The organism is Streptomyces sp. NPDC012510 (genome assembly GCF_042955065.1).
Lineage (GTDB): Bacteria > Actinomycetota > Actinomycetes > Streptomycetales > Streptomycetaceae > Streptomyces.
Genome location: NZ_JBIBEN010000003.1, coordinates 409,495 through 434,594 on the forward strand (window position 1 = coordinate 409,495; position 25,100 = coordinate 434,594).

A 25,100-nucleotide genomic window follows, 5' to 3' on the forward strand; every position below is an offset into this window, starting at 1 on the left:
CCGAGCGAGCGCCGCCGGCTCCGCCTCGCTCAGCCGCCGGCCTCTCGGGTCGTCGCTGTCCGCTGGTGAAGGACCGGTGGGCGTTCGGCGGCTTCGCCGACGAGAGGCCGGTTACCAATCGGTTCGCAAGGCCTCGCGCGCCGGGGGCCGAACTACTTCCCCCTCCCCTCCCCTCCACTCCCCTCCACTTCACTCCACAGGCGACCCCTGCCGGCTCCGTGCCCTCGCAGAACGCCGCGCCCCGGTGTTCCGGGGCGCGGGCGGGTGCGGCCTCAGGGGGCGGGTGGGCGGGGTCAGGAAGCGCGGCGCTCCGGACCGTGGTGGATCTCCACTCCGCCAGAGTCGCCGAAGGTGAGGCGGCACGTGTCGGCGCGGTACGTGGCCAGGGAGACGGCCGCCGTGCGTCCTTCGGCGAAGAAGCGCGTGGTGACGACGAGGACTGGCGCGCCCGGCAGACGGTCGAGTTCCTTGGCGTCGTCCGCGCGGGCCGAGCCGAGTTCCACGGAGCGGTCCTGTCCCTCCAGCTCCAGGCGCTGCAGCTCACGCAGCACCGCACGCGCTCGTGCGGTGCCAGAGGGCGCGTCGATGGCGGAGAGGGCGGGGACCGAGGCCACCGGGACGTAGAGGAGTTCGGCGGCGACCGGCTGGCCGTGCGACATACGGGACCGGCGCACGACGTGAACCTGCTCGCCGTGCACCGTCTCCAGGATGTCGGCGACCGCTGCGGGCGGTGCCGAGGCCATGCAGTCGACGGCCTGCCAGGCGTCACCGACGGTGCCCGGCCACACGTCCTGTTCGGTGCCGACGGCGACGCCCACGCGCGGCGGCGCCACCGTGGTGCCGACGCCGCGACGACGCTGCAGCCGGCCCTCCAGTTCGAGCTGTTCCAGCGCCTGGCGCAGGGTGGCTCGGGCGACGCCGAAGCGGGCCGCCAGATCGCGTTCGTTGGGCAGAATCTCGCCCACCGAGAACTCGGAGTCCAGTGCCTCACTGAGCACGGTCTTCAGGTGCCAGTACTTCGGTTCCGGCACCGATTCAAGCTGCTGGGTCCCCACCCTGTCCTCCGCTGCTTCGCCGTGGCCCGGCGGCGTTTAAAGCGCCCTTGTTTATTAAAGGTTGTTGCACTTTCTTGCGACCATAGGCCCGCCCCCACCCTTGGTCAAGACCAATCAGCGAACGCTCAGCCGACGCGCAGGGAGAGCAGTTTTTCCGGATTGCGCACGATGTAGACGCACCGGATGAGACCGTCCGCGACATCGAGTTGGAACACGCTGTCGACCTTGCCGCCGGACAGCAGAGCCACCGCGAAGCCGCCGTTGATCTCCATGAAGTGGAACGAGGCGTCCATGAGGCCCTTGCCGGCCGCGCCGTGCATGAACCGTCCCACCTTGCCGGCGGTTTCCAGGACGCGCACCGGGGCCTTGCTGAGGCCGCCGCCGTCGCCCACCAGACGGACGTCGGGTGCCAGCAGCGACATGAGCCCGTCGAGGTCGCCACCGGCCGCGGCGGAGAGGAAGCGCTCGGTCAGTTCACGGCGTTCGGTGGGATCGACCTCGTAGCGCGGGCGCCGCTCGTCGACATGCCGGCGCGCCCGCCCGGCGAGTTGCCGCACGGCGGGCTCGGAGCGGTCGATCATGGCCGCGATCTCGGCGAACGGGTAGCCGAAGGCCTCCCGAAGCACGAACACCGCTCGCTCCAGGGGCGAGAGGGACTCCATGACGACGAGGACGGCGAGCGAGACCGTATCCGCGAGGACGGCCCGTTCGGCGGTGTCCAGGACGGTGGCCCCGTAGTCGGTGACGTAGGGCTCGGGCAGCCATGGGCCGGGGTACGCCTCGTTGCGCGAGCGCACCTGGCGCAGCCGGTCGATGGCGAGCCGGGTGGTGACGCGGACCAGGTAGCCGCGCGGTTCGCGTACGTCGGACCGGTCGGCGCCGGACCAGCGCAGCCAGGCGTCCTGGACCACGTCCTCGGCGTCGGTGACCCGGCCGAGCATGCGGTAGGCGACTCCCATGAGGATGGGGCGGTGCTCTTCGAAGACGTCGGTCGCGATGTCGGTCGTCACCGTTCCATCCCATCCCGAGGGGCGCGACGCTGTCCAGGCGAATTGGTGACGCGTGCCGCTTGTTACCCCCTAGGACTACCGGCCAGTAGGACTTGCTGACAAGCTGTCTACGATCACCGTACGACAGCGCGCCCACCCTCCCCAGACGAGGAGCTGCACCATGTCCGCCGCCACGGTCTCCTTCCAGGTCCCCTCCCCGCTCGGCCCGCGGCCGGTGACGGTCTCCTACGCGCGCGAGGGCGCCGGTGAACCGCTGCTCCTGCTGCACGGAATCGGCCACCACCGGCAGGCCTGGGACCCGGTGGTCCACATCCTGGCGGCCGAGCGCGAGGTCATCACCGTGGACCTCCCCGGGTTCGGCGAGTCCCCCGCGCTGCCGGACGGTCTCGCCTACGACCTGCCCACGACGTCCGCGGTGTTCGGCGCCTTCTGCGAGGCTCTGGAGCTCGACCGCCCGCATGTGGCGGGCAATTCGCTGGGCGGTCTGCTCGCCCTGGAACTGGGCCGCGAGAAGCTCGTACGGTCCGTCACGGCCCTGTCCCCGGCCGGGTTCTGGAACGAGGCCGAGCGGCGCTACGCCTTCGGGGTCCTGCTCACCATGCGGCACATCTCCCGGCGGCTGCCGCTGCCCCTGGTCGAGAGGTTGTCCCGTTCGGCGGCGGGCCGTACCGCCCTGACGAGCACCATCTACGCCCGTCCGGGCCGCCGTTCACCCGAGGCGGTGGTCGCCGAGACGCTCGCGCTGGCCGGGGCCACCGGGTTCGACGACACCCTCCGTGCCGGTGGCAGCGTCTTGTTCACCGACGACCTTCCCGGGCTCCCGGTCACGGTGGCCTGGGGTACCCGGGACTGGCTGCTCGTGCGCCGCCAGGGCGTCCGGGCCAAGCGGATCATCCCCGGGGCGCGTCTGGTGCGGCTGCCCGGCTGCGGCCACTGCCCCATGAACGACGACCCCGCCCTGGTCGCCCGCGTCATCCTCGACGGCGGCCGCTGACCGGCGACGGGTGAGCGCCCCGGACCCCAGGGCGACTCCGGCGCCGACCAGCGCGCCGCCGGCCGCCTGCGCGGCACCGTAGGACCCGGTACCGACCAGGGGCGCCGTACAGGCGGCGGCCACCGGGATGAGGCCGGAGAAGAGGGTGGCGCGCTCGGCGCCGATGCGCTGCACGCCCATGTACCAGCACACGAACCCGATGACCGTGACGACCGCCGCCTGCCACAGCAGCGCGACGGTCTCCGTGCCGTCCGGGCGCGGCAGCCAACCGCCGCCGTCGACGAGCAGGCCGACGGCCGCCGACTCCGCCGCGGCGACCGCGCACACGGTCGCCGACAGCAGCCGAGGACCGAGCGGCCGCAGCACCGGCACGGCCAGCACCGCGAACCCGACCTCGCCCGCCAGCGCGCACGCCGAGAAGGCGATCCCCGCGGCGTCCGTGCGGCCCCACCCCTGGACGGTGAACGCGCCGGCCACGACGAGCGACGCCCCGTAGAGGACGAGCCGTTGCGGGCGCCGACCCTCCATCAACGGTACGAGGACGGCCACGACCACCGGGGCGCAGCCCACGAACACCCCCGGTACGGCCGGTTCCGCGGAGCGTTCGGCGGCGATCACCGCGACGTTGAAGCCGACCATGCCCACGGCCGCGAGCAGCGCCAGCCGCGCCCACTGATGTGCGGTGAGACGGCGCAGGGGTGCCGCGCCTCCCCTGCCCAGGAGCGGCAGCAGCAGGAGACAAGCCAGGCCGTAGCGGAGGAACTGGCCGCCCGCGTACGGGTAGTCGCCCAGCACGCTGTTGGCGGTGAAGGAGGCGCCGACGAGCACACAGGCGAGGGCGGCGAGGAGGGCTCCTCGGGTGGTGGTGGCGTTCATGATGGTGACGCTAGGGAGGCCGGCGGCCCGGTTTAAGGTCCACTTCCATGACGTCATCGAGGACCAATCCGGCCGACGGCGGCAGGGAGGAGGGCGGGCCCACCGGACCTCGCGGATCCGTTCCCTGGGCCGCGGCGTGGGAGTTGCTGCTGCCCGTCGCCGACGCGCCCTCACGCGCGCGTGGACGCACGTTGCAGGCCGCGCTGCGAGAAGCGATCCGGACGGGGCGACTCGCTCGGGGGACGCGGCTGCCGGCGAGCCGGGAGCTCGCCGCCGATCTCAGGGTGTCGCGGGGGCTGGTGACGGAGGCGTACGAGCAGTTGACCGCCGAGGGGTATCTGCGCAGCGGCCGGGGCGCGGGGACGTGGGTGGGTGCCGCCGTCCGCGCCTCCTCCCCACGCGCGCGTGATCTCTCTCCACGTCCTCCCGGCGCCCGCGCCGACTTCGTTCCCGGGACGCCGGACCTGTCGCTGTTCCCGCGTGTCGCGTGGGCGGCGGCCCAGCGCGGGGTGCTCGCCGAGCTGCCCCATCAGGCACTGGGATATCCCGATCCGCGCGGGCTGCCCCGGCTGCGCACCGCGCTCGCCGAGCTGCTCGCGCGACGCCGGGGTGTGGTCGCCGACCCCGAGCGGATCGTGGTCGTGTCCGGGGTGGCACAGGCGACGACCCTGCTCGGATCCGTGCTCCACGCGCGCGGGACACGCCTCGCCGGCGTCGAGGACCCGGGCAGCCCCGAGCACGGAACGCTGTACGCCGCCACCGGGCTCGGCACCGTTGCGCTGCCGTTGGACGAGGAAGGGCTGGCCGTCGGGCCGCTGTGGGAGTCGGGGGTACGGGCGGTGGTGACGACGCCGGCGCACCAATTCCCGTCGGGGATCGCCTACTCCGCGCGGCGCCGTGCCGAACTGCTCGACTGGGCACGGGCGGTGGACGGGCTGATCGTGGAGGACGACTACGACGGCGACTTCCGCTACGACCGTGCCCCGGTGGGCGCCCTCCAGGGGCTCGATCCCGAGCGCGTCGCGTACGCCGGGTCCGTCAGCAAGTCCCTCGCGCCCGGGTTGCGGCTGGGGTGGCTCCTCGTGCCCGCGTCGCTGGCCGAGGAGGTGGTCGAGCGGAAACGGACCATGGATCTCGGGCATCCCACGCTCGATCAGGCGCTGTTCGCGCGCTTCGTGGAGCGGGGTGAGTACGACCGGCAGTTGCGGCGGTGTCAGCGGGCGTATCGGGAGCGGCGTGACGCGTTGGTCGCCGCACTCGCCGAGCACTTTCCCGGCGTGGAGGTCTCGGGTATCGCGGCGGGGCTGCACGTCATCGCCGCGTTGCCGGGTCGGTACGGGACCTTGGAGCGCTTCCTCGAGCGGGCTGCGGCGGCGGGGGTCGCGGTGCGAGGGCTGGCGCAGTACGGGCGTGTGCCGGACGAGGGCGTGCGGCTGGTTCTCGGGTACGCGCACCTGTCTCCCGCGCGGATCCGGGAGGGGGTCGGCGTGCTGGCGTCGGCGGTCGGCTGACCCGCGGTTCTTTCGCCTCGCGCCGCCCCTACCGTCCCGTCCCAGGGCTCCGCCCGTACCGTCCCGTCCCAGGGCTCCGCCCCTCCGCCCCGCTTCTGGGCTGCGCCCGGTGCGCTGCACAACAGGTCACACGCCCGCATGCCTGAGGAAGGTCACGGCGTGGGCGGCACCCCGTCCCGGTCCGCCGCCTTCGGATCCACAACTCCGTCGGACGCGGCAGCGTACGCGAGAACGACGGTAAGACCAGTGCCGGCACCCGCAACAGGAAGGCATGCGTCAGCGCCCAGAAGAAGGGAAGCCCCGGGCGGTGCGCGCGGGGTGGCTGGGGTCGTCGGGGCGGGAGGGGCTACCGGATCGGCATGCGCTCAAGGGGCGCGGGAACCGCGTGAGCAACGACGAAACAACGCGACCGCCGCCGCACCGAACACCCCGCGCTCTCCACACCGCGTCGGCGCTTCCCCAAGCACCCGATCGGTTGTTCACTTGTCGTTTCCGTGTGCGCCGCGACGCACCAGTAGGTGTGGCAGTGCACATTGGCCGGATCCGTCGCTGGAGGCGCATTCATGTCACACCGTCCGCCGAGTTCCCCGCCCGGTCGCCGCAGCGTCCTGCGCGGCTCGCTCGCCGCTTCGGCGGCGCTGGCGCTGCCCGGCTCCGTCGCGCTCGGTTCGGCACCGGCGCTGGCCCTGTCGGGGCGGCCCGAAGCCGGCTGGGGTGTGCAGTCCGGGGACGTGACGGCGCACTCCGGGCTGGTGTGGGTGCGGTCGGACCGTCCGGCGCGGATGATCGTGGAGACGTCCGCCACCGAGTCGTTCCGCCACCCGCGCAGATGGCACGGCCCACTGCTCGGCGCCGACACCGACTTCACCGGCACCACGCGGCTGCACGGCCTCCCCGCGGGCGAGCAGATCCACTACCGGGTACTGCTGGCCGACCCCGACGACCCGCGCCGCACCGGCGAGTCGGTCACCGGTACGTTCCGTACGACATCGCTGAGGCGGCGCTCCGGCGCGCGGTTCGTGTGGTCGGGCGATCTGGCGGGGCAGGGCTGGGGCATCAACCCCGACCGCGGCGGCTACCGCGTCTTCGACGCGATGGGCGCGCTGGACCCGGACTTCTTCCTCTTCAGCGGGGACACCATCTACGCCGACGGCCCGATCGCGGCGACGGCGGCACTCCCCGACGGCGGCACCTGGCGGAACATCACCACCGAGGAGAAGTCCAAGGTCGCCGAGACGCTCGCGGAGTTCCGGGGCAACTTCCGCTACAACCTGCTGGACGAGAACCTGAAGCGGTTCAACGCCCAGGTCCCGTCGATCGTGCAGTGGGACGACCACGAGGTGACCAACAACTGGTACCCGGGCGAGATCCTCAGCGACACCCGGTACACCGAGAAGAGCGTGGACGTGCTGGCCGCCCGTGCCCGGCGGGCCTTGGGCGAGTACTTCCCGATCTCCACGCTGCGTCCGGGCGCCCGGGAGGGCCGGGTGCACCGCGTGCTGCGCCACGGCCCCCTGCTGGACGTGTTCGTCCTCGACATGCGGACGTACCGCGACGCCAACTCCCCCGGCAGGCAGACCACCGACCCGGTGGGCATCCTCGGTGCCGAGCAGTTGGCGTGGCTCAAGCGGGAGCTGTCGCGGTCGCGCGCGGTGTGGAAGGTGATCGCCTCCGACATGCCGCTCGGCCTGGTCGTGCCGGACACCGGCGACGGCGAGCCGAACATCGAGGCCGTGGCGCAGGGCGACCCGGGCGCACCGCTCGGCCGGGAGCTGCAGATCGCCGAGTTGCTGCGGTTCGTCAAGCACCGGAAGATCACCGGCACGGTGTGGCTGACGGCCGACGTGCACTACACCTCGGCACAGCACTACCAGCCGTCGCGTGCCGCCTTCACCGACTTCGAGCCGTTCTGGGAGTTCGTCTCCGGCCCGCTCAACGCCGGTGCCTTCCCGGCGAACGCGCTGGACAACACCTTCGGTCCCGAACGCGTGTTCCTCAAGGCCCCGACCACGGCGAACGTGTCGCCGGCGGGCGGCTACCAGTTCTTCGGCGAGGTCGACATCGACGGCGGCAGTGGGGAGTTGACCGTCCGGCTGCGGGAGCAGGACGGGACCGTGCTGTACACGAAGGTGCTCCAGCCGGGGCTCGTCGGACAGTGACCAACCTGTCGTGAACCGTCCGGCCAGAGTCGCGGAAATCCCGTCAGCTCTTCCCTCCGCATAGCGTTTTGGCAGGTCAGGGCCGATTGTCAGTGGTCGCTCCTACGGTTTTCCCATGACGCGATCTTTGCAGGCCGTGGCCTATACCCGACCCTCCGTGCTGGAGTCCGTGGCGGGCGGACACCGGCTGGGTCTCGAGACATCGCGAGGTGCGACCCCGAGGGGCTTCGAGGATCATCCGCGGTTCTTCACCGGTTTCCTGACGTCCCCCCAGGTGGCCGCGGCGGGACTGCTGGCGGTGGCGGACGTGGCGGCGGCGCGGTACTACCAGCAGCAGTTGCGGGCGTCGCTGGATCCGGTGGTGACCGGGAACGGCGACCGGCTGCGGTTCGAGTCGTTCTCGGGCTGCGGCGGGGTCTACGCCCGACTGGACGTGCTGGAGCCGGGCCTCGACGGCGGCGAGGTGGGGCACGGCACGACCAACGTGGACGTCAACAACCCGCTGCGTGAGGCGCTGTCCCGGATCGGCGGGGACGATCCGCTGCACCTGCGGGTGGGACCGGAGGAGTTGGCGGTGACCACGCTGGACGGTCCGGTGGTGGAGAAGAAGGTGCCGCTGCCGGACCGCTGGCTGCGCGGTTTCGCCGAAGCCCAGGTGGTCGCGGCCGGGTTCGATCTGCGGGCCGAGCTGTCCGCCGCCGAGGCCGTGCGGTTCCTGCGGTCGCTGCCGCGCGGTGGCTCACGCGGGGCCTCGCGGGGTGCCCAGTGGATCGCACCGGCCGGACGCACACTACGGCCGACCTCACGTCCGGTCCCGGGCGCGGTCTGTCTGCCCGGGCCGGAGCGGCTGGCCGCCCTGCAACGGGTGCTGCGCCACGCGACGGCGCTCCGGGTCTACGGCCCGCCCCTCGGCCGGGACACCGCATCGGCGAGCGCCTGGGAGGTCGTGCTCCCGGGCATGCGACTGACTCTGACGCTGTCCCCGGATGCCTCACGCGGCTTCTCCGGCGAGGGCGGGGTGCTGGACGCCCTCGCCACCGACGAGGCCGCCGAGGACGCGGAGCTGATCGCGGTCCTCCTCGCCTGGGAGCCGCGCGTCGACATCGGCGACCTGGCCGCCTCCTCCGGTCTGCCGGCCGACCGAGTACGGGCGGCGCTGACCCGGCTGGGCACCTCGGGACGCGTCGGCTACGACACGGCGGAGGCAGCCTACTTCCACCGCGAACTCCCCTACGACGCCGACCGCGTCGAGCGCCACAATCCCCGGCTGCGCTCCGCCCGAGCCCTGGTGGCCGCCGGGTCCGTCTCCCTGGACGGCGACCTCGGCTCCGTGACCGCCGAGGACGGCCACGTCCACCGGGTTCGGGACCACAAGGGCACCCTGACCTGCTCCTGCCTCTGGTGGGCGAAGTACCGGGGCGGCCGCGGTCCCTGCAAGCACGCCCTGGCGGTGCGGATGGTGCGCCGGCGCGCCACGGCGACCGGCCCCGAACCCATCGGGGCGCGGGTCGGGACGGATCAGGACGGAACACGCGGCAGCGCCGGGCTGCTGGGCGGCGGGGCACGGATCGACGGGGGTGTGCGGTGAGTGCGGAGGCGCTGATCACAGCGGTGCGGTCGGGAAACCTCAGAGACCTCGTCGCGCTGGTGGACGGCATGACGGACGCCGAACGGCGCGCGTGCATGCCGGCGTTGACGCAGGTACGCAAGGAACTGCGGGCGGAGCCCTGGGGGCCGCGGGCCCAGCGGGCGTACCCGGCGCTGCACGCGGCCGGCGCGGCCTGCCAGACGGGAGCCGCCGCCGTGGCCGCCTGGCTCACCGGGTCCGAGCTGCGCTGGACGCAGGCACCGGCGGCGGTCCTGATCGACGTGCTCGGCGACCGTGACCCCGACTGGCTCGCCGACGTCGTGCGCCGGCTGGCGGAGCGCCCGCCCTCGGCGGACGTCTCGTACGAGCTGATGGCCGGCCTCGTCCAGCTCGCGGGCTGCCCGGTGCCCACGTCGGAGACCTATGTGCGGGGCTGGATGGACCACATCGGCCGGAAGCGGTGGAAGGACGGTACGGCCCTCGGGAACCTGCGCAAGGACCCGCATCTCGCTCAGCTCGTCGCCGCGCTGTTCGAGACCGAGGAGATCGGCGCCCGCAGCGACTGGCGGTACGGCGACGGGCTGAACGACTGGACGCACGCCCTCGTCCAGCTCACCAGCGAAGGCCTCCTCGACCGCAAGTCCGTGGTCGACGGATGCGTGGCCCGGCTGCTGCGTGGCGGCGGCTCCACGGCGGACAACAAGGTCTTCCTGGGCCTGCTGACCGCGCTCGACCTCACCCGCGACGAACAGCGCGAGCGGATCGCGGACTGGACCGCGCTGTGCTCCGACGCACCCTCCACGGTGGCCGCACACGCCCAGTCCGTCCTCGCCGGCTTGGCACTGGACGGCGAGCTGGGGTCGCGCAGACTGGCCGACCTGTCCGGCGCGGTGCTCTTCCGCACCGAGAAGAAGCTCGTCCGGGCCCAACTCGTCCTGCTGGCCAGGGCCCTCAAGCGGGACCCGTCCACGGCGACCGTGCTGCTTCCCGTGGTGGCCCAGGCCTTCGGGCACGAGGACACGGATGTGCGAGAGCGCGCGCTGAAGCTGGTGGAGCGGCACCTCGGCGACCTCGACGGGCTCAGCGACCGGGACGGCGGCAGCGGCGCGAGCGGTGCCCGGGAAGAGATCGCCGACGCGGCCGTCCAGTTGAGCCCCGGTCTGCGGGCCCGTGCGCTACGGCTCCTCGGCCGCGACGGCCCGGAGGACGCCCCCGACGTGCACGAGGAGATGCTCCCGCCCCTCTCCCCGCCGACGCGGCTCGCCCTCGCTCCGGAGACGGTCGCCGAACTGGCCGAGGAGGTCGGCGCGCTGCTGGCCTCGGACAGCGAGGCCGGCGACATCGGCGCTTTCGAACGGGCGCTGGACGGGCTCGTACGGCACGCGCACCGGGACCGGGACGCGCTGGTGGAGGCGCTGGGACCCGTGAAGGAGCGACGCTGGTGGGCGGATATGGACCCCGAGCCGGTCGACCGGCACTTCCGCAGGGATCCGCATGGCCTGGATATCGTCGTCGCCACCCTCTGCGAGCAGGTGAGCACCGCCACCTCGCATCAGGGGCGCGGCGGTGCCGCCGAGGGGGCCGGTTGTGTGCACAGTGGTCTGGCCTGGGCGTTCGACGCCCGGCTGTGGGAGGTGGCGAACCGCATCCGAACCGAGCCGCCGCCTTTCCTGCTGGCGACACCCACCTGGAGCACCGGATCGCTGGAGCCGGACGAGCTGGTGACACGGCTCGAGGCGTACCGGCGGCTGGATGCCCGTCCGGGTGAGGCCGACTTCGCTCAGGCGTTGCTGCGGGTGCGGCGCGACGACCCTGAGGCACTCGCGGCCGCCGCGGTGGCGGCTGAAGAGCTGGGTACGAGGGAGGGCGACCGGCTCTCCGAGTGGCTGCTGACCGAGGTGCCGTCCCAGCCCGTCCGGCGGAGCCGTACGGCCGGGCCGAGAGTGCTGGTGGAGTTCGGTGAACTCCCGGAGCTGCAGAGCGAGTTCTTCCCACCCGAGTTCCGTCGGCTGGGGCGCCCGCTGTCCGTCTACAGGAGCCGCTGGTACTGCCCCCACTGGGACCATGGCGAGTGGTGGCAGTGGCTGGCGGTGGTGCCGGGCCGACCGGAGCTGGTGGCGGGGCGTGTCCTGCGGGATCTGTCGCAGGGAGCCATCGAGGACACCCGGACCGGGTTCTCGTTCCTGCCGGTGCTCGCCGAGGCGGAGGGTGAAGCGGGCCCGGCCGTCCATCTCTGCGTCGCGTACGGGCTGGGTGCGCGGCGCCCGGAGGACCGGCTCGCCGCCGTGGACGCCCTGCTGGTGCTGGCGGCACGGGGGCAGTTGGACGCGGAGCAGCTGGGGACCGACGTGGGCAAGCTGGCCGCTTCCGGGTGTGTGAAGCCGCTGCGGCTGGCCGATGCGATACGGACGGCGGCGGCCACCGGGGCCTACGGCACCGCCTGGTCGGTGCTGCGCGTGACGCTGCCGCACCTGCTCGCCGAGTTCGCGGGGGAAGGGCCGTCCGCGAAGCAGCCTGCACGTGGCCTCGGGGATCTGGTGGCCGTCGCCGCCGAGTGCGCGGAGCGGTCCGGGGCACACGGGGAGATGCCGTATCTGGCGCAGACGGTGGGGCGCGGTGGCTCGTCGCGGCTGGTGACCGAGGCCCGGCGACTGCGTGTGGCACTGACGGAAGGAGCGGCTGTCTGACTCCTTCGGTCAGCCGTGGCACCACGCTGACCGGCACCAGTCACGCAAAAGCAACAAAAGGTGCGGAACAATGCTTTTACCGGTCAGTCACAAAGCGTTCGTGATCACGCAACACCGTTCGTTCACAGTGGTCCCATGACTTCAGACACCTCTGACACCACACGGGCGCGGGACGGTCGCGTTCCGGGTCACCACTGGCTGCTGTCCGCCACGGCCGGGTTCCGCGAGTGGTGGCAACGCCACCGCGGTCACGCACCGCCGACGGGTGATACCGGCGCCCGGCCACCGCGCACCGAAGGGCGGCGGGCCGGGCCGTCAGAGGCCGTCGTTCCGGTGGCCACGGGGGCGACCCTGCTGTGGCGGATGCGGACGACGGTGAAGGACGAGCCGGGCTCGCTGGCCGCACTGTGCACGGCGCTGGCGGAGCACAGGGTCGACATCCTGAGTCTGCAGACGCATCCGCTGGCCGAGGGCACGGTGGACGAGTTCCTGCTCCGGGCACCCGAGGAACTGCCGGCCGCCGAGATCGGCCGGGCCGTCTCGGACGCGGGCGGCGCCGCGACCTGGATCGAGCGCGGTGACGCCCACGACCTGGTGGACGCGCCGACCCGGATCCTCGGCCTGGCGACGCGTACGGCGCTGGACGCTGCGGAACTCCCGCTTACACTGCGGCAGTTGTTGGGCCGCTGCACCATCCGCTCGCTGCCCGCCACCGCTCCCGGCTCGGGCCTGACCCAGGAGAGCGCCCCGGTCGAGGGGGCCCTGGAGGGCACGGTGATGCGGCTGCGGGCGCCGGAGGGTGGGGTGATCACGGTGGAGCGGCCGTATCTGCCGTTCACACCGACGGAGTTCGCGCGAGCGCGGGCGCTGGTGGAGCTGGACGCCCGGCTGGGGCCGCGGATTCCGCACAGCCGGGATGTACTGACATTGCCCGAGGGCGACGACATCATGGTGCGCAGGGCCGACGCCGGGGATCTGCGGGCGGCGAAGGCGATGCACAAGCGGTGCTCCGCTCGGACCTTGAGCATGCGGTACCACGGGCCTGTGGGGGACGCCGACCGGTATCTCAAGCATCTGCTGAGCCCCCGGTTCGGCCGGACGCTCGCCGTGCAGACGGCCTCCGGCCGTCTCGTCGGCCTCGGTCATCTGCTGTGGGACGGCGACGAGACGGAGATCGCGCTGATCGTCGAGGACGACTGGCAGCGGCGCGGCATCGGCAGTGAACTGCTGCGCAGGCTGGTGGCGATGGCGGTCGAGACGGGGTGCGCGCATGTGTATGTGGTGACGCAGTCCTCCAACACGGGGATGGTCGCGGCCATGCGAGGCCTTGAGCTGCCGCTCGACTACCAGGTCGAGGAGGGGACGCTGGTGATCACGGCACGGCTGGATGAGGCGGCGGTCGCCTCGACGCGCGCTGAACGTCTTCGTGAACGCCCGGTCGGGATGACCGAATAACACCACCGGGCGGGTCCTGGGCGATCGCGGGATGCGTGCGCTCCGGGCTTGAGGCCGTCGCCGGGTGCGGACCTTGGCCCGACCCCAGGAAGCGGCGGGCCGGAGCGGGTTCTGTCCCGCCGCCAAGTGCGGACGCACGAGCCGACCACCGGAAGCGAGGGGCTCGAGAAGGGTCTGGCCCCTCGCCAAGTGCGGACGCACGAGCCGACCGCCGAAAACGAAAGACCCGAGCAAATCCTGGCCCCTCGCCAAGTGCGGACGCACGAGCCGACTACCGGAAGCGAGGGGCCGGGGCGGCGTCTGGGCTGGGCCGGAGACGCCTCGGCGGCTGCGGCCGGTATCTCATCGGCACCCTTTCACCGTGCCGCACCGGCACCCTCTCGTCGGGCCGCGTCGGCCCCGTCGCGCCGTGCCGCACCGGCGCTCTCCCCCAGCGCCTCGTCCAGGTCCGCCCACAGGTCGTCCACGTCCTCCAGTCCGACGGACATCCGCAGCAAGCGCTCGCCGACCCCGGCGCCCCGGCGGTCCGTCTCCTCGACGATGCGGTGGCTGATGGAGGCCGGGTGCTGGATGAGGGTGTCGACGCTGCCCAGGCTGACGGCGGGGGTGATGAGGCGGACGGCGGCGATGACCTCGTGAGGGTCGCCGTGGACCTCGAAGGCGATCATGGCGCCACCGATGCGCGGATAGTGGACGCGGGCGACACGCGGGTCGGCGGCGAGACGGCGGACGAGCTCGGCGGCGGTCACGGAGGCCGCTCGGACACGTACGGGCAGGGTCGAGAGGCCGCGCAGGAGGAGGTACCCGGCGAGGGGGTGGAGGACGCCGCCGGTGGCGAAGCGGATCTGCCGGAGCCGACCGGCGAAGTCCTCGTCACAGGCCACCACACCCGCCATGACGTCGCCGTGCCCACCGAGATACTTGGTGGCGCTGTGCAGCACCAGGCGGGCCCCCAGCTCGACCGGCCGTTGCAGCACCGGCGTGGCGAACGTGTTGTCCGCGAGGAGCGGCACCGAACCGCAGGCGTGGGCGAGGGCCCGCAGGTCGAGTTCGGCGAGAGTCGGATTGGCCGGGGACTCGACCAGCACCAGCCCCGTGTCGGGGCGCACCGCGTCCGCGACGCCGGCCGGATCGACCCAGGTGACCTCGGAGCCCAGCAGCCCGGCGGTGAGGAGGTGGTCGCTGCAGCCGTACAGGGGGCGTACGGCGACGACATGGCGCAGGCCCATCGAGGCGCGGACGAGCAGGACCGCGCTGAGCGCGGCCATGCCGCTGGCGAAGGCGACCGCGCTCTCGGTGCCTTCGAGGCGGGCGAGGGCGGTCTCGAAGCGGGCGACGGTCGGGTTGCCGAGCCGCCCGTAGATCGGCGGCCCTTCCGGCTGGGCGCCATCGGTGGCGAAGGCGTCGATGCGGGCTGCCTCGCCCCGGCTGTCGTACGAGGGGTAGGTGGTCGACAGGTCGATCGGCGGGGCGTGCAGGCCCTGGCGCGCGAGGTCGTCGCGGCCGGCGTGCACGGCCTCGGTGGCCAGTGCTCTCGGCGTGGTGCGTGCGTGGTCGTACGCGTGCGTGCTCGCTGAGTTCATGGGCGTCAGAGTGAACACCGACCGGTCTGCCGGGGCCTAGCGCCGTGCTACGTTCGAACAATGGCCGAATCCGTCGTACTCGATCCGGTGGATCTCCATCTGCTACGGCTGTTGCAGAACGACGCCCGGACGACGTACCGGGATCTCGCCGCTCGGGTCGGGGTCGCTCCGTCGACCTGCCTGGACCGGGTGACACGGTTGCGGCGCGCGGGCGTGATCCTCGGGCATCAGCTGCGACTCGATCCGGCCAAACTGGGGCGTGGTCTGGAGGCTCTGCTGTCGGTTCAGGTCAGGCCACATCGGAGAGAGTTGGTGGGGCCGTTCGTGGAGCGGATCCGGGCGCTGCCGGAGTCTCGGACCGTCTACCACCTCACCGGGCCGGACGACTATCTGGTGCATGTGGCGGTCGCGGACATGGCGGATCTGCAGCGGCTGGTCCTCGACGAGTTCACCTCTCGGCGTGAGGTGGCGCGCGTGGAGACCCGTTTGATCTTCCAGCAGTGGGAGTGCGGGCCGCTGCTCCCACCGGAGACCGATCGGCCCGCTCCCTGAGCACTCACGCGCGGATGCCGCACAGGTGGCCAACGTCGACACACGCCGACAAACACTGGGCTCGCCGCACACGGATCGCGGCCCGAGCCCAAGACCCACGTTCAAGACCCACGTTCAAGACCCGAGACCCAAGACCCGAGTTCCGTGCCCCCGTGCCCCCGCGCCCCCCGCGCCCAGGGTCACGCCCTGAGCGGAATCCGGCCGACGTAAGGCCCAAGGCACCGTCAAGCCGCTGACGGTGCCCCCACCGCCGTACCAAGATTGTCCGCATGTCTGACACCAAGAGCCCTCTGCCCCGCGAGGTCGCCGACGCGTATGTCGACGACCTCATCGCCCTCGATCCCGTGACCGGCACGTATCTGGGTGTGAAGGAGAGTTCCAGCAGGTTGCCGGACACCTCGCCGGCGGGCCAGGAGGCACGTGCGGAGCTGATCCGGACGACGCTCGCACGGCTCGACGAGGCGGAGCGGCGACCGGGCGCGGACAGTGACGCCGAGCGCCGGTGCGCGCGCCTGCTGCGCGAGCGCCTGACGGCTGAGCTGGCCGTGCACGAGGCGGACGAGGGCCTGCGCGCGGTCGGCAACATGGTCACTCCGCCGCACGAGGTGCGCGAGGTCTTCACCATCACTCCGGCCGAGACGGAGGAGGACTGGGCGGCGATCGCGGAGCGGCTGCGCGCGGTGCCGACGGCGTACGCCGGTTACCGCGAGTCCCTCGCGCTCGGTCTGGAGCGCAAGCTGTACGCGGGTCCGCGCCCCACCGCGACCTTCATCGGCCAGCTCACCGAGTGGGCGGACACGGACGGTTCGGGACGGGGCTGGTTCGAGGACTTCGCGTCGGCGGGCCCCGAGTCGCTGCGGGCCGAGCTGGACGAGGCCGCGCGCGGGGCGACCCGCGCCGTGGTCGAACTGCGCGACTGGATGCGGGACATGTACGCCCCTGCCGTCGAGGACGCGCCGAACACGGTCGGCCGGGAGCGCTACGCCAAGCTGGTCCGCTACTTCACGGGGTCGGACCTGGATCTGGACGAGGCATACGCGTACGGCTGGGCGGAGTTCCACCGGCTCCTCGGCGAGATGAAACAGGAGGCCGCGAAGATCCTTCCCGGCGCCGAGACGCCCTGGGTGGCGCTCGCGCACCTGGACGAGCACGGGCGGCACATCGAGGGCGTCGACGAGGTCCGCGACTGGCTGCAGTCGCTGATGGACGAGGCGATCGAGGCGCTGGACGGCACCCACTTCGACCTCGCCGAGCCGGTCCGCAAGGTCGAGTCGTGCATCGCTCCGCCCGGCGGCGCGGCGGCCCCGTACTACTCGGCCCCGACGGAGGACTTCTCCCGCCCGGGCCGCACCTGGCTGCCGACGATGGGGGCGACCCGCTTCCCGGTGTACGACCTGGTCTCCACCTGGTACCACGAGGGCGTCCCCGGCCATCACCTGCAGCTCGCGCAGTGGGTGTACGTCAAGGACGACCTGTCCCGCTACCAGGCCACGATCGGCGGCGTGAGCGCCAACGCCGAGGGCTGGGCCCTGTACGCGGAACGACTGATGGACGAGTTGGGCTTCCTCAAGGACGCGGAGGAGCGGCTCGGCTACCTGGACGCGCAGATGATGCGCGCGGCCCGGGTCATCGTCGACATCGGTATGCACCTGGAGCTGGAGATCCCGGCGGACTCCCCCTTCCACCCGGGCGAGCGGTGGACCGTGGATCTGGCCCAGGAGTTCTTCGGGTTCCACAGCAGCCGCCCGGCGGACTACGTGGAGAGCGAGCTGACGCGCTATCTGACGATGCCGGGCCAGGCCATCGGCTACAAGCTCGGCGAGCGTGCCTGGCTCCTCGGCCGTGAGAACGCCAAGCGGCGCCACGGCGACGCGTTCGACGCCAAGGCCTGGCACATGGCCGCACTGTCCCAGGGTTCCCTCGGCCTGGACGACCTGGTGGACGAGCTGTCCCAGCTTTGATCCGGACCGGCCGGGCCCACCGCCACGTGAACAGGGCCCGGCCGCCATGCCGGTTCAGTCGGTCAGAGGTCTCATCCGCACGAGCCCGAGCCACGTCTCCGGCCCCGTGGAGACGTACGCGGCTTGCACCCCGTAGTGGCCGGGATCCAGCTCCACCCGCACATGGTCCGTCTGTCCGGTGGCGCCCCCGGGCCAGACGGCGTCGAAGAGCACGACGGGGCCGGGCACCCGCCACTCGACCTCCGGCTCCCACACCGCCGCGTCGAGCGCCGCCGGTACGTCTTCGAGGATTTCGGCCTCGGATTCGGCCGCGTACCAGCGGACGAAGGTGCCGTGCTCGGACAGGTACGCCGTGGAGGCGGGTTCATGGCCGAGAACCAGTGCGCGGGTGTCGCCGACCGGCAGGAGGCCGACGTATCCGTCGAGGTCACAGGCCCGGTCGTAGTCGGACGACGTCTCGTCACCGTCGGCGCCCGCCCAGAACGGCAGCACCGCTTCCGGTATCACGATGAGCGGTCCGCCGCTCGACTCCACCCACCGCACCACATCAGGAACCACTGCATCCGCATATCGAGCCATGCCCAGAAGTTACACGGCGCCGGTGCGTACGAACTTGCCGCCCTCAACGGCTTCTTGACAGAGCGTCAGCAAGAGTGGGGCGCGGCGCCCATCGGGCCGGTCAGCGAGTTGACCGCGCGCCGCGCCACACACACCAGGTCTCGTACGCGAAGCCCTCACACACCCGGTAAGGGCCCGGTAGGGGCGGGGCACCGCGTGGTGCCCCGCCCCTGGGCCGACGGACCGGTGGACCGGTGGACCGGTGGGCCGGTGGGCCGGTGGGTCAGACGGTCGCGGCGGGCCGCGCACAGGTCGGCGGCGCCGCCAGTCGGCCGGTGCTGTGCAGGCCGTACAGGGCGGCCGCGCACGCGAGGCCGAGTGCGCACAGCGTGATCCAGGGCAGCGCGGGCATCCCGGCCGCGCGGGCGGCGTCGAGCGCGGCCCCCGTGCCGAGGTTCCCGACGGTGATACCGATGCCGCAGATCGTGTTGTACAGCCCGTAGTGGGTGGCGACGAGGCGGTCACCGGAGAGGCGGACGATGGTGTCCATCTCGAACGGGTAGGCGATCATCGTGCCGATGGCCAGCAGCAGCGCGGCCAGCGTCGGCGGAACCGCCGCGAGCAGCCACAGCCCGACCCCGGACTCCGGTACCGGCACGGCGGTGGCGACGAGCAGGGGCACGAAGGCGAGTCCCATCGCCGCCAGCCCGCGCACGAGCGCCTGCCCTGGCTCGTACCGTGCCTTGCACCACGCGGTCACTCGCGTCTGACCGAGGATCGTGGTCAGCCCTGAGACGGCGAAGAGCATCGCCACCGCCGCCGTGCCGAACTCCCCGTCGCCGCCGAGCCGACGTACCTCCAGCGGCAGCGCCAGGTAGACCTGGAAAGACAGGACGTACGAGCCGATCATGGCGACGGAGAAGAGCAGGAACGGCCGGTTGGCGAGGATGCCGCGCCACTGGGCGAGCACACCCTGGCCGGCGTGAGCGTCCTGCCGCGTGGCGTCCGCCGGCCTCCGGGCGGGCAGCGCGCGGATCTGCACGATGCTCAGCAGCGCGAAGATCCCGGCCGACACCAGACAGGTGATGCGGAAGTCCACCCCGGTCAGCACCATACCGACCAGGGGACCGAGCAGAATGCCCGCCTGGTAGAACACGTTGAACAAGGCGAACGCCTCGACCCTGCGCTCCCCCGCGTCGGCCGCGAGGTACGCCCGCACGGCCGGGTTGAACAACGCCCCGGCCAGCCCGGTGGCCGCGGATGCCGCCAGCAGGGCGGGCAGGGAATCGACCAGTGCGAGCATCGTGAAGCCGAGGGTGCGCAGCACGCATCCGGCGACGATCAGCGGCTTGTAGCCGAGCCGGTCGGCGAGTGTGCCCCCGATGAGGAACATGCCCTGCTGGCTGAAGTTGCGTACGCCGAGGACGAGTCCGACGATCCAGCCGGCCAGCCCGAGGGTGCCGGAGAGGTGGGCAGCCAGATAGGGCATCAGCATGTAGAAGCCGAGGTTGATGGTGAACTGGTTCACCATCAACAACTGGACGCTGCCTTCGTACGACCGGACCAGCCCCTTCACCGGTCCTCCTCCGAAGCGTCGTACTCGACGTCCGACGCGTCCTGAGCGCCTTGCAGAGTGAGAGGATCGACGACAGTGGTGCACCGGGTCCAGCGGGTGACCTCCTTCTCGTCCACGCGGCCGAGCAGCTCCGGTTCGGGTGCCGGGGGCGACTCCAGCAGGCCGTGGGCGGCGCAGTAGTCATCGTCGTAGACGGTCCCCAGGTATCGCTGCGGACCGTCGGGGAAGATCGTGACGATCCGTGCGTCCGCCGGCATCGTGCGGGCCAGCCAGCCGGCCACCAGCGCGACCGCGCCGACGCTCCAGCCGCCGGTGGCGTAGTGGGAGGCGGCCAGTTGGCGGGACGTCCACACGGCCTCGTGCGGGGCCACCCAGTGCACCTCGGAGAAGTTCTCGTAGGCGACGTTGCGGGGGTAGATGCTGGAGCCGAGTCCGCGCATCAGGCGGGGTCGGGCCGGCTGGCCGAAGATTGTGGAGCCGATGGTGTCCACGCCGACGACGATCAGCTCGGGGTAGAGCTGGCGCAGGACGCGGGAGACGCCGGCCGAGTGGCCGCCGGTGCCGACGCTGCACACCAGCACGTCGATGTGGCCCATCTCGGAGGCGAGTTCAAGAGCCAGGGGGGTGTATGCGGCGACGTTGTCGGGGTTGTTGTACTGGTCCGGGCACCAGGACCCGGGGTGCTGCTCCAGCAGCCGCTGCACGCGGTCGCGGCGGGCCTGCTGCCAGCCGCCCGTGGGGTGCGGCTCGGAGACGACGTTGACCCGAGCGCCGTACGCGGTGAGCAGCCGGGTCATGGACGACTCCAACCCGGGATCGGTGACCAGGGTGACCGGATGGCCGTACACCATCCCGGCCAGAGCCAGCCCCAGTCCCAATGTCCCGCTGGTGGACTCGATGATCCGCCCGCCGGGCCGCAGGTCGCCACGCGCCCGGGCCCGCTCCACCATGTGCAGGCCCGGACGGTCCTTGATACCGCCGGGGTTGAACCCTTCGAGCTTCGCCCAGAAGCCGCGCCCGCTCGGGGCCAGCGGCTCCGACACCCGCAGCAGCGGGGTGTTGCCCACCAGCCCGGACAAGGCGGAGTGGCCGGAGGGGGTCGCGGCCTTGGTCAATGACTGCATGTCTGTGTGTTCACTCTCGCTCGACGAATACCGGTGCGGTTCATCTCGCGCGTCCTGGCCACAGGGCGGACCATGCGTCCGCGCCCAGGCCATGGGCACGCGGCAGCCGTGAAGTCGGTCGGCTGCGAGCGAGTGCTCTATATCCGCCACCGCGACGTACGAACGAGCGCCGCGCGGCCGGTGCGTGCGCTGCGACGTCTACGGCGTTCACGCCGTACGAGGGGCCTCCCCACCACCGTGGACACGGCAAGGAGTACGACGGCCATCGCGCCGAGGGCCAGGTTCTCGGCCGGCTGGGCAGCGGTGCGCACGATCACGTCCGCCGCGCACTCCTCGGTCCCATGGGGAGCGTGGGGCCCATGAGGAGCTTGGAGCCCATGAGGGTCCTGGTCCGTTGCCGTCGCCGACAACGCCGCAGGCACAGTCACCGACTCGTGCGTTTCCTCGGACAAGCCATGCAGGACGGCGCAGAGCACGAGCGCCATCACGAGGGCGCCGTGGATCGCCGAGACGAATCGGCGGGACAACGACGAGCCGCACAGGGCCCATAGGGCATGCACGAGCGAACGGGAACGGGTCGACACAGGTCCTCCGCGATGCTGCCACGTCTCCGGCGAGCAAGGCGTGAGGCGCAGGCATGGGTGGGGTCAGGACGGCTCCGACGAACGTGACGCCCCATCACGACAACGGGGCAGAACGCTCATCGCGCGATACCAGCCGACCAACCGAACCATGGAGATCCGGCAAGCCGGTTGGAGGAACTGCGTACCTCTAGACCTGCTGTATCACGGAGGCTGCTCTGAGAGCCACGGGAGACTCAGCGTCCGTGGGACCGCCAGTGGCAGGCCCTCGGAGGGAGGAAGCGTCGTAGGAACTGGTCGATTCGCGAACGGACGTCGCGAAGCAGGGCGTTACCAGCGCAGAAGCCTGCTGAGGCTGCCCGGATACACAGTGCTCACCGGGATGTGACGCCCCATGGCCCCCATGGCCCCCATGATGATCGTCGGCATCCACGGCGGACAGCACCGCAGGCTCGACGACTGCATGACGGGCACCGCCGTCCGATGCTGCGGTCAAGGCCGTCGCGCCGACGGAGAGGTGTCCTTTGACACCCTCCACGTGCACGCCGTGCGTCACGAGGAGGCCGAACAGGAGCACGGCCAAGGCCGACACACGCAGCAGAGGACCCGCACCGGAGCAGGTCCTGACGACGCGCCAGGGCGACCAAGCCGTAACCATGCCGTGATCCTAGCGGCCCACGGGCAGTGATCGACCACCGGTGCCGGAACACCGGGTCAACTCGTCAGATGATTGGCTTGTTTGCTGCGGCGAGTGCTCTCTCCTCACCGCTCCCCGACGGCCTCCCGATCACTGACCACGCTGCCGCACCACGGACCCGGTCCTGCCCTTCACCACCTCCAACTGCGCGTGGATCCGGCGCCGCAGGTCGGCGACATGGCTGACGATGCCGACGCTGCGGTCGCGTTCACGCAGTGCGTCGAGGACGTCGAGAACCTCGTCGAGGGTCTGGTCGTCGAGGCTGCCGAAGCCCTCGTCGATGAAGAGGGTGTCGAGGCGTACGCCGCCCGCCTCGTCGGTGACGACGTCGGCGAGGCCGAGGGCGAGCGCGAGAGAGGCGAAGAACGTCTCGCCGCCGGAGAGCGTGGCCGTGTCCCGCTCCCGGCCGGTCCAGGCGTCCACGACATGCAGTCCCAGCCCACTGCGACCGCGTCCGGCCCGGTCGTCGGAGTGGACGAGGGTGTAGCGGCCGGAGGACATGCGCTGGAGCCGTACGGTCGCGGCGGCGGCGACCTGCTCCAGACGGGCGGCGAGGACGTACGCCTCCAGACGCATCTTGCGCTCGTTGTCGGCGGAGGTTCCGGCGGCCAGCCCCGCCATGCCGGCGACGCGGTCGTACTCCTCCCGAAGCGGCGCCAGCCGGCGTACGGAGGCGGTGGCCCGCGCGGACAGCCGGTCCAGTTCGGCGCCGCGCCGCTCGGCGGCGTCCCACGCGGAGACGGTGTCCTGCAGCCGCCGGGCCGCTGCCGCCGCGCGCCGTTCGGCGGCCTCGAGGTCGACGGGCGGCCGCTGGGCGGCTGCCGCCGTGTCGGCCTCGGCGAGGACGGCCCGCACGGCCGCCTCCTCCGACTGGCGGGCGTCGAGGCGGCGTTGGAGCTCGCGGTGGGCGGTGTCGTCCAGTACGGCGGCGGCAGCGGCCTGCGGAGTGTCGAACCCGGCGCGGAAGGCCGCGTCGGCGAGACGCGCGTCGGCGTCCTTGAGGCGCTGCGCGGTGTCGTCTGCCACCCGCACGGCCTCGGCGGCCTCGGTGAGGAGCGCGGCCAGCCGCTCCAGCTGCGCGGCCCGGACTGCCACACTCTCGGCGTCACCCCGAGACTGGGTCAACTCACCTTCCAGAGCATCCCTTTCCCGATCCAGCGCATCCCGCCGCGTGTTGCGGGACGCGGCCCGCACCGCCGCCTCCCGCTGGTCGGCGATCCGCCGGTCGCGCTCCCGTTCGGCGTGCAGCAGGGCCTCCTGCGCGCTATGCAGTCCGGAGCCGTCCGCCCGCGCCCGGGCGTACCGTCCCTCCAACTCCTCCACCAGCGAGACGAGGTGCGCTGTCGGCACGTCACCGGCCTCGGCACTCGCGGCCGCGTACGCCTGCCGTACCACGCCCAGTCGCCGTTCCGCCTCGGTACGCTCCTCGTCGGCCCGTTGGAACGCGGCGAGCGCCCGCTCCTCCGTCTCGCGGTCGACGTGCCCGGCGACCTTCCGGGCCGGCTCGGGGTGTTCCGTGCCACCGCACACGGCGCACGGCTGCCCCTCGACGAGTTCGGCGGCGAGCTCCGCCGCGATGCCCGTCAGCCGCTGCTCCTTCAGATCGAGCCAGTGGGCGCGCGCGTCGACCGCTCGCCCGGCCAGCCGGAGCACCCGCGCCTGGGCGTCCTCCGTGTCCCGTCCGAGCTGGTCCCGTTGCCGGGCGGCCCCAAGCCGCTTCTGCTCGGATTCCCGCTGCGCGGCGAGCTGTTCGGCGCGGGTGGCGGCCTCCTGGGCGGACTCGATACGCGTCCGCAGCTCCGCCCGAGTCGTCTCCCACTCGGCCAGCCAGCCCTCGGCGTCCTGGAGGACGTCGTCGTCGGCGCGCTCCTCGTCGTCCAGCTCCGCCTGCTCGGTGCGCAGTACGGCCAGCCGCCGCTCCGCACGGCGGGCCGCCTCCAGGCCGCCCAGCTCCTCTGACGCCTTGCGGGCGGCGGTGGCGAGCCCGACGGCACCGGCCTCGGCGTACGTCCCCGACAGTCGCGCACGCACGTCTTCCTCGTTCGCCCTCGCCCAGCGGTACGCGGCCTCGGCCTCGTCCCGCAGCTCCAGCGCGGGCGCCACGGCCTCCGCCTTGCGGGCCCGCTCCATCCGCGCCCGGTCCTCCTGGTGAGCCCCGGCCGCCTCCTCCAGCCGGGCGGCCCGCTCCCGGGCCTCGTCGAACCGGCGTTGCAACCGCGCCACTTCGCGTACGTCGTCCAGAGCTCGCTCGGCGGTTGCCCGCGCCGACTCGGCCGCCGACCGTGCGCAGTGGGCGATGGTCAGCCGTTCGCGGGCGGTGCTGCGGGCGACGGCGGCCCAGCCCAGCACGGCCTCGGCGAGACCGGGGTCGGCTGGTGCCAGTCCCGGCAGCTCAAGGTCGAGGGCGTCCCCCGCCGCCTGCTGCATCCGGTGGGCGTCGGCGAGCAGGTCCGTGTCGCCCTCGCGCACCTGGGCCTCGGTGGCGCGGCGCCTGTCAGCGAGCCGCTTCTCGACGGCGGCGAAGCGCTGGGTGTCGAAGAGACGCCCGAGCAGCCGGCCCCGCGCCTCGGCGTCCGCGCGCAGAAAACGCGCGAAATCCCCCTGCGGCAACAGCACGACCTGGCAGAACTGCTCCCGGCTCATCCCCAGGACCTGGGTGATCTCCTCGCCGATCTCCTGATGGGAGCGGCTGAGGTCCTTCCACGAGCCCGCCACCGCGTCGTACTCGCGCAGCCAACTCTGCGCCTTGTCGACCGTCGTGCCCGAGCGATTGCCCTTCTTGGGGCGCTCCCAGGGCGGCTGCCGGGTGATCTCCAAGCGCCGTCCGGCTACGGTGAGTTCGAGGCGGACCTCGGTGCGTGTCGCGGGTTCGGCGTGGTCGCTGCGCAGGGTCATGCCCTGGCCGCTCTGCCGAGCGCCCGGCACCGAGCCGTACAGCGCGTAGCAGACGGCGTCCAGGACCGAGGTCTTGCCGGCGCCGGTCGGGCCGTGCAACAGGAACAGCCCGGCCGCCGAGAGGTCGTCGAAGTCGACGCTCTGGGCGCCGCCGAAGGGGCCGAAGGCGGTGATGTCGAGCCGGTGCAGTCTCATCGGTCCTCTTCCATGCCGCGCCGACACAACGGGCACAACGGGT

At 72.2% G+C, this 25,100-nt stretch carries 16 protein-coding genes and 1 pseudogene; 8 read left to right on the forward strand and 9 right to left on the reverse strand.

What is annotated here, in order from left to right:
- Nucleotides 1-293: 293 nt before the first annotated feature.
- Nucleotides 294-1,055: a GntR family transcriptional regulator gene (locus tag ACFY9I_RS07230; protein ID WP_390997798.1), complete on the reverse strand. Its 762-nt coding sequence runs from the start codon at nucleotides 1,053-1,055 to the stop codon at nucleotides 294-296.
- A gap of 125 nt (nucleotides 1,056-1,180) precedes the next feature.
- On the reverse strand, nucleotides 1,181-2,065 hold the full coding sequence (locus ACFY9I_RS07235) for an RNA polymerase sigma-70 factor (protein ID WP_390997801.1): 885 nt from the start codon (nucleotides 2,063-2,065) through the stop codon (nucleotides 1,181-1,183).
- 160 nt (nucleotides 2,066-2,225) lie between these two features.
- Between ACFY9I_RS07235 and ACFY9I_RS07240 the strand changes: the two genes are divergently transcribed.
- Nucleotides 2,226-3,059 (forward strand): alpha/beta fold hydrolase, encoded by an 834-nt coding sequence (locus tag ACFY9I_RS07240; protein ID WP_390997803.1) that lies wholly within the window; start codon nucleotides 2,226-2,228, stop codon nucleotides 3,057-3,059.
- A gap of 87 nt (nucleotides 3,060-3,146) precedes the next feature.
- Here the strand turns inward: ACFY9I_RS07240 and ACFY9I_RS07245 are convergent.
- Nucleotides 3,147-3,992: pseudogene (locus ACFY9I_RS07245) on the reverse strand (EamA family transporter); the annotation flags it as partial.
- Here ACFY9I_RS07245 and ACFY9I_RS07250 point away from each other — a divergent pair.
- The 5 genes from ACFY9I_RS07250 to ACFY9I_RS07270 all read left to right on the forward strand — a co-directional run bounded on the left by ACFY9I_RS07250 (nucleotide 3,983) and on the right by ACFY9I_RS07270 (nucleotide 13,335).
- Nucleotides 3,983-5,446, forward strand: a complete 1,464-nt coding sequence (locus ACFY9I_RS07250) for an aminotransferase class I/II-fold pyridoxal phosphate-dependent enzyme (RefSeq protein WP_390997806.1) — start codon at nucleotides 3,983-3,985, stop codon at nucleotides 5,444-5,446. The pseudogene ACFY9I_RS07245 and the gene ACFY9I_RS07250 overlap by 10 nt on opposite strands.
- A gap of 563 nt (nucleotides 5,447-6,009) precedes the next feature.
- Nucleotides 6,010-7,605 carry an alkaline phosphatase D family protein gene (locus tag ACFY9I_RS07255; RefSeq protein WP_390997808.1) on the forward strand — a complete coding sequence of 532 codons (1,596 nt, stop codon included), beginning with the start codon at nucleotides 6,010-6,012 and terminating at the stop codon, nucleotides 7,603-7,605.
- 115 nt (nucleotides 7,606-7,720) lie between these two features.
- Nucleotides 7,721-9,193 (forward strand): SWIM zinc finger family protein, encoded by a 1,473-nt coding sequence (locus ACFY9I_RS07260; RefSeq protein ID WP_390997810.1) that lies wholly within the window; start codon nucleotides 7,721-7,723, stop codon nucleotides 9,191-9,193.
- A complete protein-coding gene (locus tag ACFY9I_RS07265; protein ID WP_390997813.1) occupies nucleotides 9,190-11,880 on the forward strand; it encodes a DUF6493 family protein in 2,691 nt (896 codons plus the stop codon). Before ACFY9I_RS07260 ends, ACFY9I_RS07265 begins: the two co-directional genes overlap by 4 nt.
- Before the next feature lie 135 nt (nucleotides 11,881-12,015).
- Nucleotides 12,016-13,335: a GNAT family N-acetyltransferase gene (locus ACFY9I_RS07270; RefSeq protein WP_390997816.1), complete on the forward strand. Its 1,320-nt coding sequence runs from the start codon at nucleotides 12,016-12,018 to the stop codon at nucleotides 13,333-13,335.
- A 356-nt stretch (nucleotides 13,336-13,691) separates the two neighbouring features.
- Here ACFY9I_RS07270 and ACFY9I_RS07275 read toward each other — a convergent pair whose 3' ends face one another.
- Nucleotides 13,692-14,918, reverse strand: a complete 1,227-nt coding sequence (locus ACFY9I_RS07275; protein WP_390997818.1) for a PLP-dependent transferase — start codon at nucleotides 14,916-14,918, stop codon at nucleotides 13,692-13,694.
- A gap of 60 nt (nucleotides 14,919-14,978) precedes the next feature.
- On the opposite strand from ACFY9I_RS07275, the gene ACFY9I_RS07280 reads away from it, so the two are divergent.
- Nucleotides 14,979-15,470, forward strand: coding sequence for an Lrp/AsnC ligand binding domain-containing protein (locus tag ACFY9I_RS07280; RefSeq protein ID WP_390997821.1), 492 nt, complete (start codon nucleotides 14,979-14,981; stop codon nucleotides 15,468-15,470).
- Between the two features lie 269 nt (nucleotides 15,471-15,739).
- Complete coding sequence (locus ACFY9I_RS07285) at nucleotides 15,740-17,431, forward strand: DUF885 family protein (RefSeq protein WP_390997824.1); 1,692 nt, start codon at nucleotides 15,740-15,742, stop codon at nucleotides 17,429-17,431.
- Between the two features lie 54 nt (nucleotides 17,432-17,485).
- Here the strand turns inward: ACFY9I_RS07285 and ACFY9I_RS07290 are convergent, their stop codons facing one another.
- From ACFY9I_RS07290 to ACFY9I_RS07310, 5 genes are all read right to left on the reverse strand, one after another.
- Complete coding sequence (locus tag ACFY9I_RS07290; RefSeq protein ID WP_390997826.1) at nucleotides 17,486-18,010, reverse strand: Imm21 family immunity protein; 525 nt, start codon at nucleotides 18,008-18,010, stop codon at nucleotides 17,486-17,488.
- A gap of 262 nt (nucleotides 18,011-18,272) precedes the next feature.
- Nucleotides 18,273-19,520, reverse strand: coding sequence for an MFS transporter (locus tag ACFY9I_RS07295; RefSeq protein ID WP_390998109.1), 1,248 nt, complete (start codon nucleotides 19,518-19,520; stop codon nucleotides 18,273-18,275).
- Nucleotides 19,521-19,561: 41 nt separating this feature from the next.
- Nucleotides 19,562-20,689 (reverse strand): pyridoxal-phosphate dependent enzyme, encoded by a 1,128-nt coding sequence (locus tag ACFY9I_RS07300; protein ID WP_390997829.1) that lies wholly within the window; start codon nucleotides 20,687-20,689, stop codon nucleotides 19,562-19,564.
- 137 nt (nucleotides 20,690-20,826) lie between these two features.
- Nucleotides 20,827-21,006: a hypothetical protein gene (locus ACFY9I_RS07305; protein WP_390997832.1), complete on the reverse strand. Its 180-nt coding sequence runs from the start codon at nucleotides 21,004-21,006 to the stop codon at nucleotides 20,827-20,829.
- 1,051 nt (nucleotides 21,007-22,057) lie between these two features.
- Nucleotides 22,058-25,057: an AAA family ATPase gene (locus ACFY9I_RS07310; protein ID WP_390997834.1), complete on the reverse strand. Its 3,000-nt coding sequence runs from the start codon at nucleotides 25,055-25,057 to the stop codon at nucleotides 22,058-22,060.
- Between the last annotated feature and the right edge of the window lie 43 nt (nucleotides 25,058-25,100).

Bases quoted from the DNA above. Each gene is read 5' to 3' on its own strand.
- ACFY9I_RS07240 (WP_390997803.1), top strand. From the start codon at position 2,226: ATGTCCGCCGCCACGGTCTCCTTCCAGGTCCCCTCCCCGCTCGGCCCG.
- ACFY9I_RS07250 (WP_390997806.1), top strand. From the start codon at position 3,983: ATGACGTCATCGAGGACCAATCCGGCCGACGGCGGCAGGGAGGAGGGC.
- ACFY9I_RS07255 (WP_390997808.1), top strand. From the start codon at position 6,010: ATGTCACACCGTCCGCCGAGTTCCCCGCCCGGTCGCCGCAGCGTCCTG.
- ACFY9I_RS07260 (WP_390997810.1), top strand. From the start codon at position 7,721: ATGACGCGATCTTTGCAGGCCGTGGCCTATACCCGACCCTCCGTGCTG.
- ACFY9I_RS07270 (WP_390997816.1), top strand. From the start codon at position 12,016: ATGACTTCAGACACCTCTGACACCACACGGGCGCGGGACGGTCGCGTT.
- ACFY9I_RS07275 (WP_390997818.1), bottom strand. From the start codon at position 14,918: ATGAACTCAGCGAGCACGCACGCGTACGACCACGCACGCACCACGCCG.
- ACFY9I_RS07280 (WP_390997821.1), top strand. From the start codon at position 14,979: ATGGCCGAATCCGTCGTACTCGATCCGGTGGATCTCCATCTGCTACGG.
- ACFY9I_RS07285 (WP_390997824.1), top strand. From the start codon at position 15,740: ATGTCTGACACCAAGAGCCCTCTGCCCCGCGAGGTCGCCGACGCGTAT.
- ACFY9I_RS07290 (WP_390997826.1), bottom strand. From the start codon at position 18,010: ATGGCTCGATATGCGGATGCAGTGGTTCCTGATGTGGTGCGGTGGGTG.
- ACFY9I_RS07295 (WP_390998109.1), bottom strand. From the start codon at position 19,520: ATGGTGAACCAGTTCACCATCAACCTCGGCTTCTACATGCTGATGCCC.
- ACFY9I_RS07300 (WP_390997829.1), bottom strand. From the start codon at position 20,689: ATGCAGTCATTGACCAAGGCCGCGACCCCCTCCGGCCACTCCGCCTTG.
- ACFY9I_RS07310 (WP_390997834.1), bottom strand. From the start codon at position 25,057: ATGAGACTGCACCGGCTCGACATCACCGCCTTCGGCCCCTTCGGCGGC.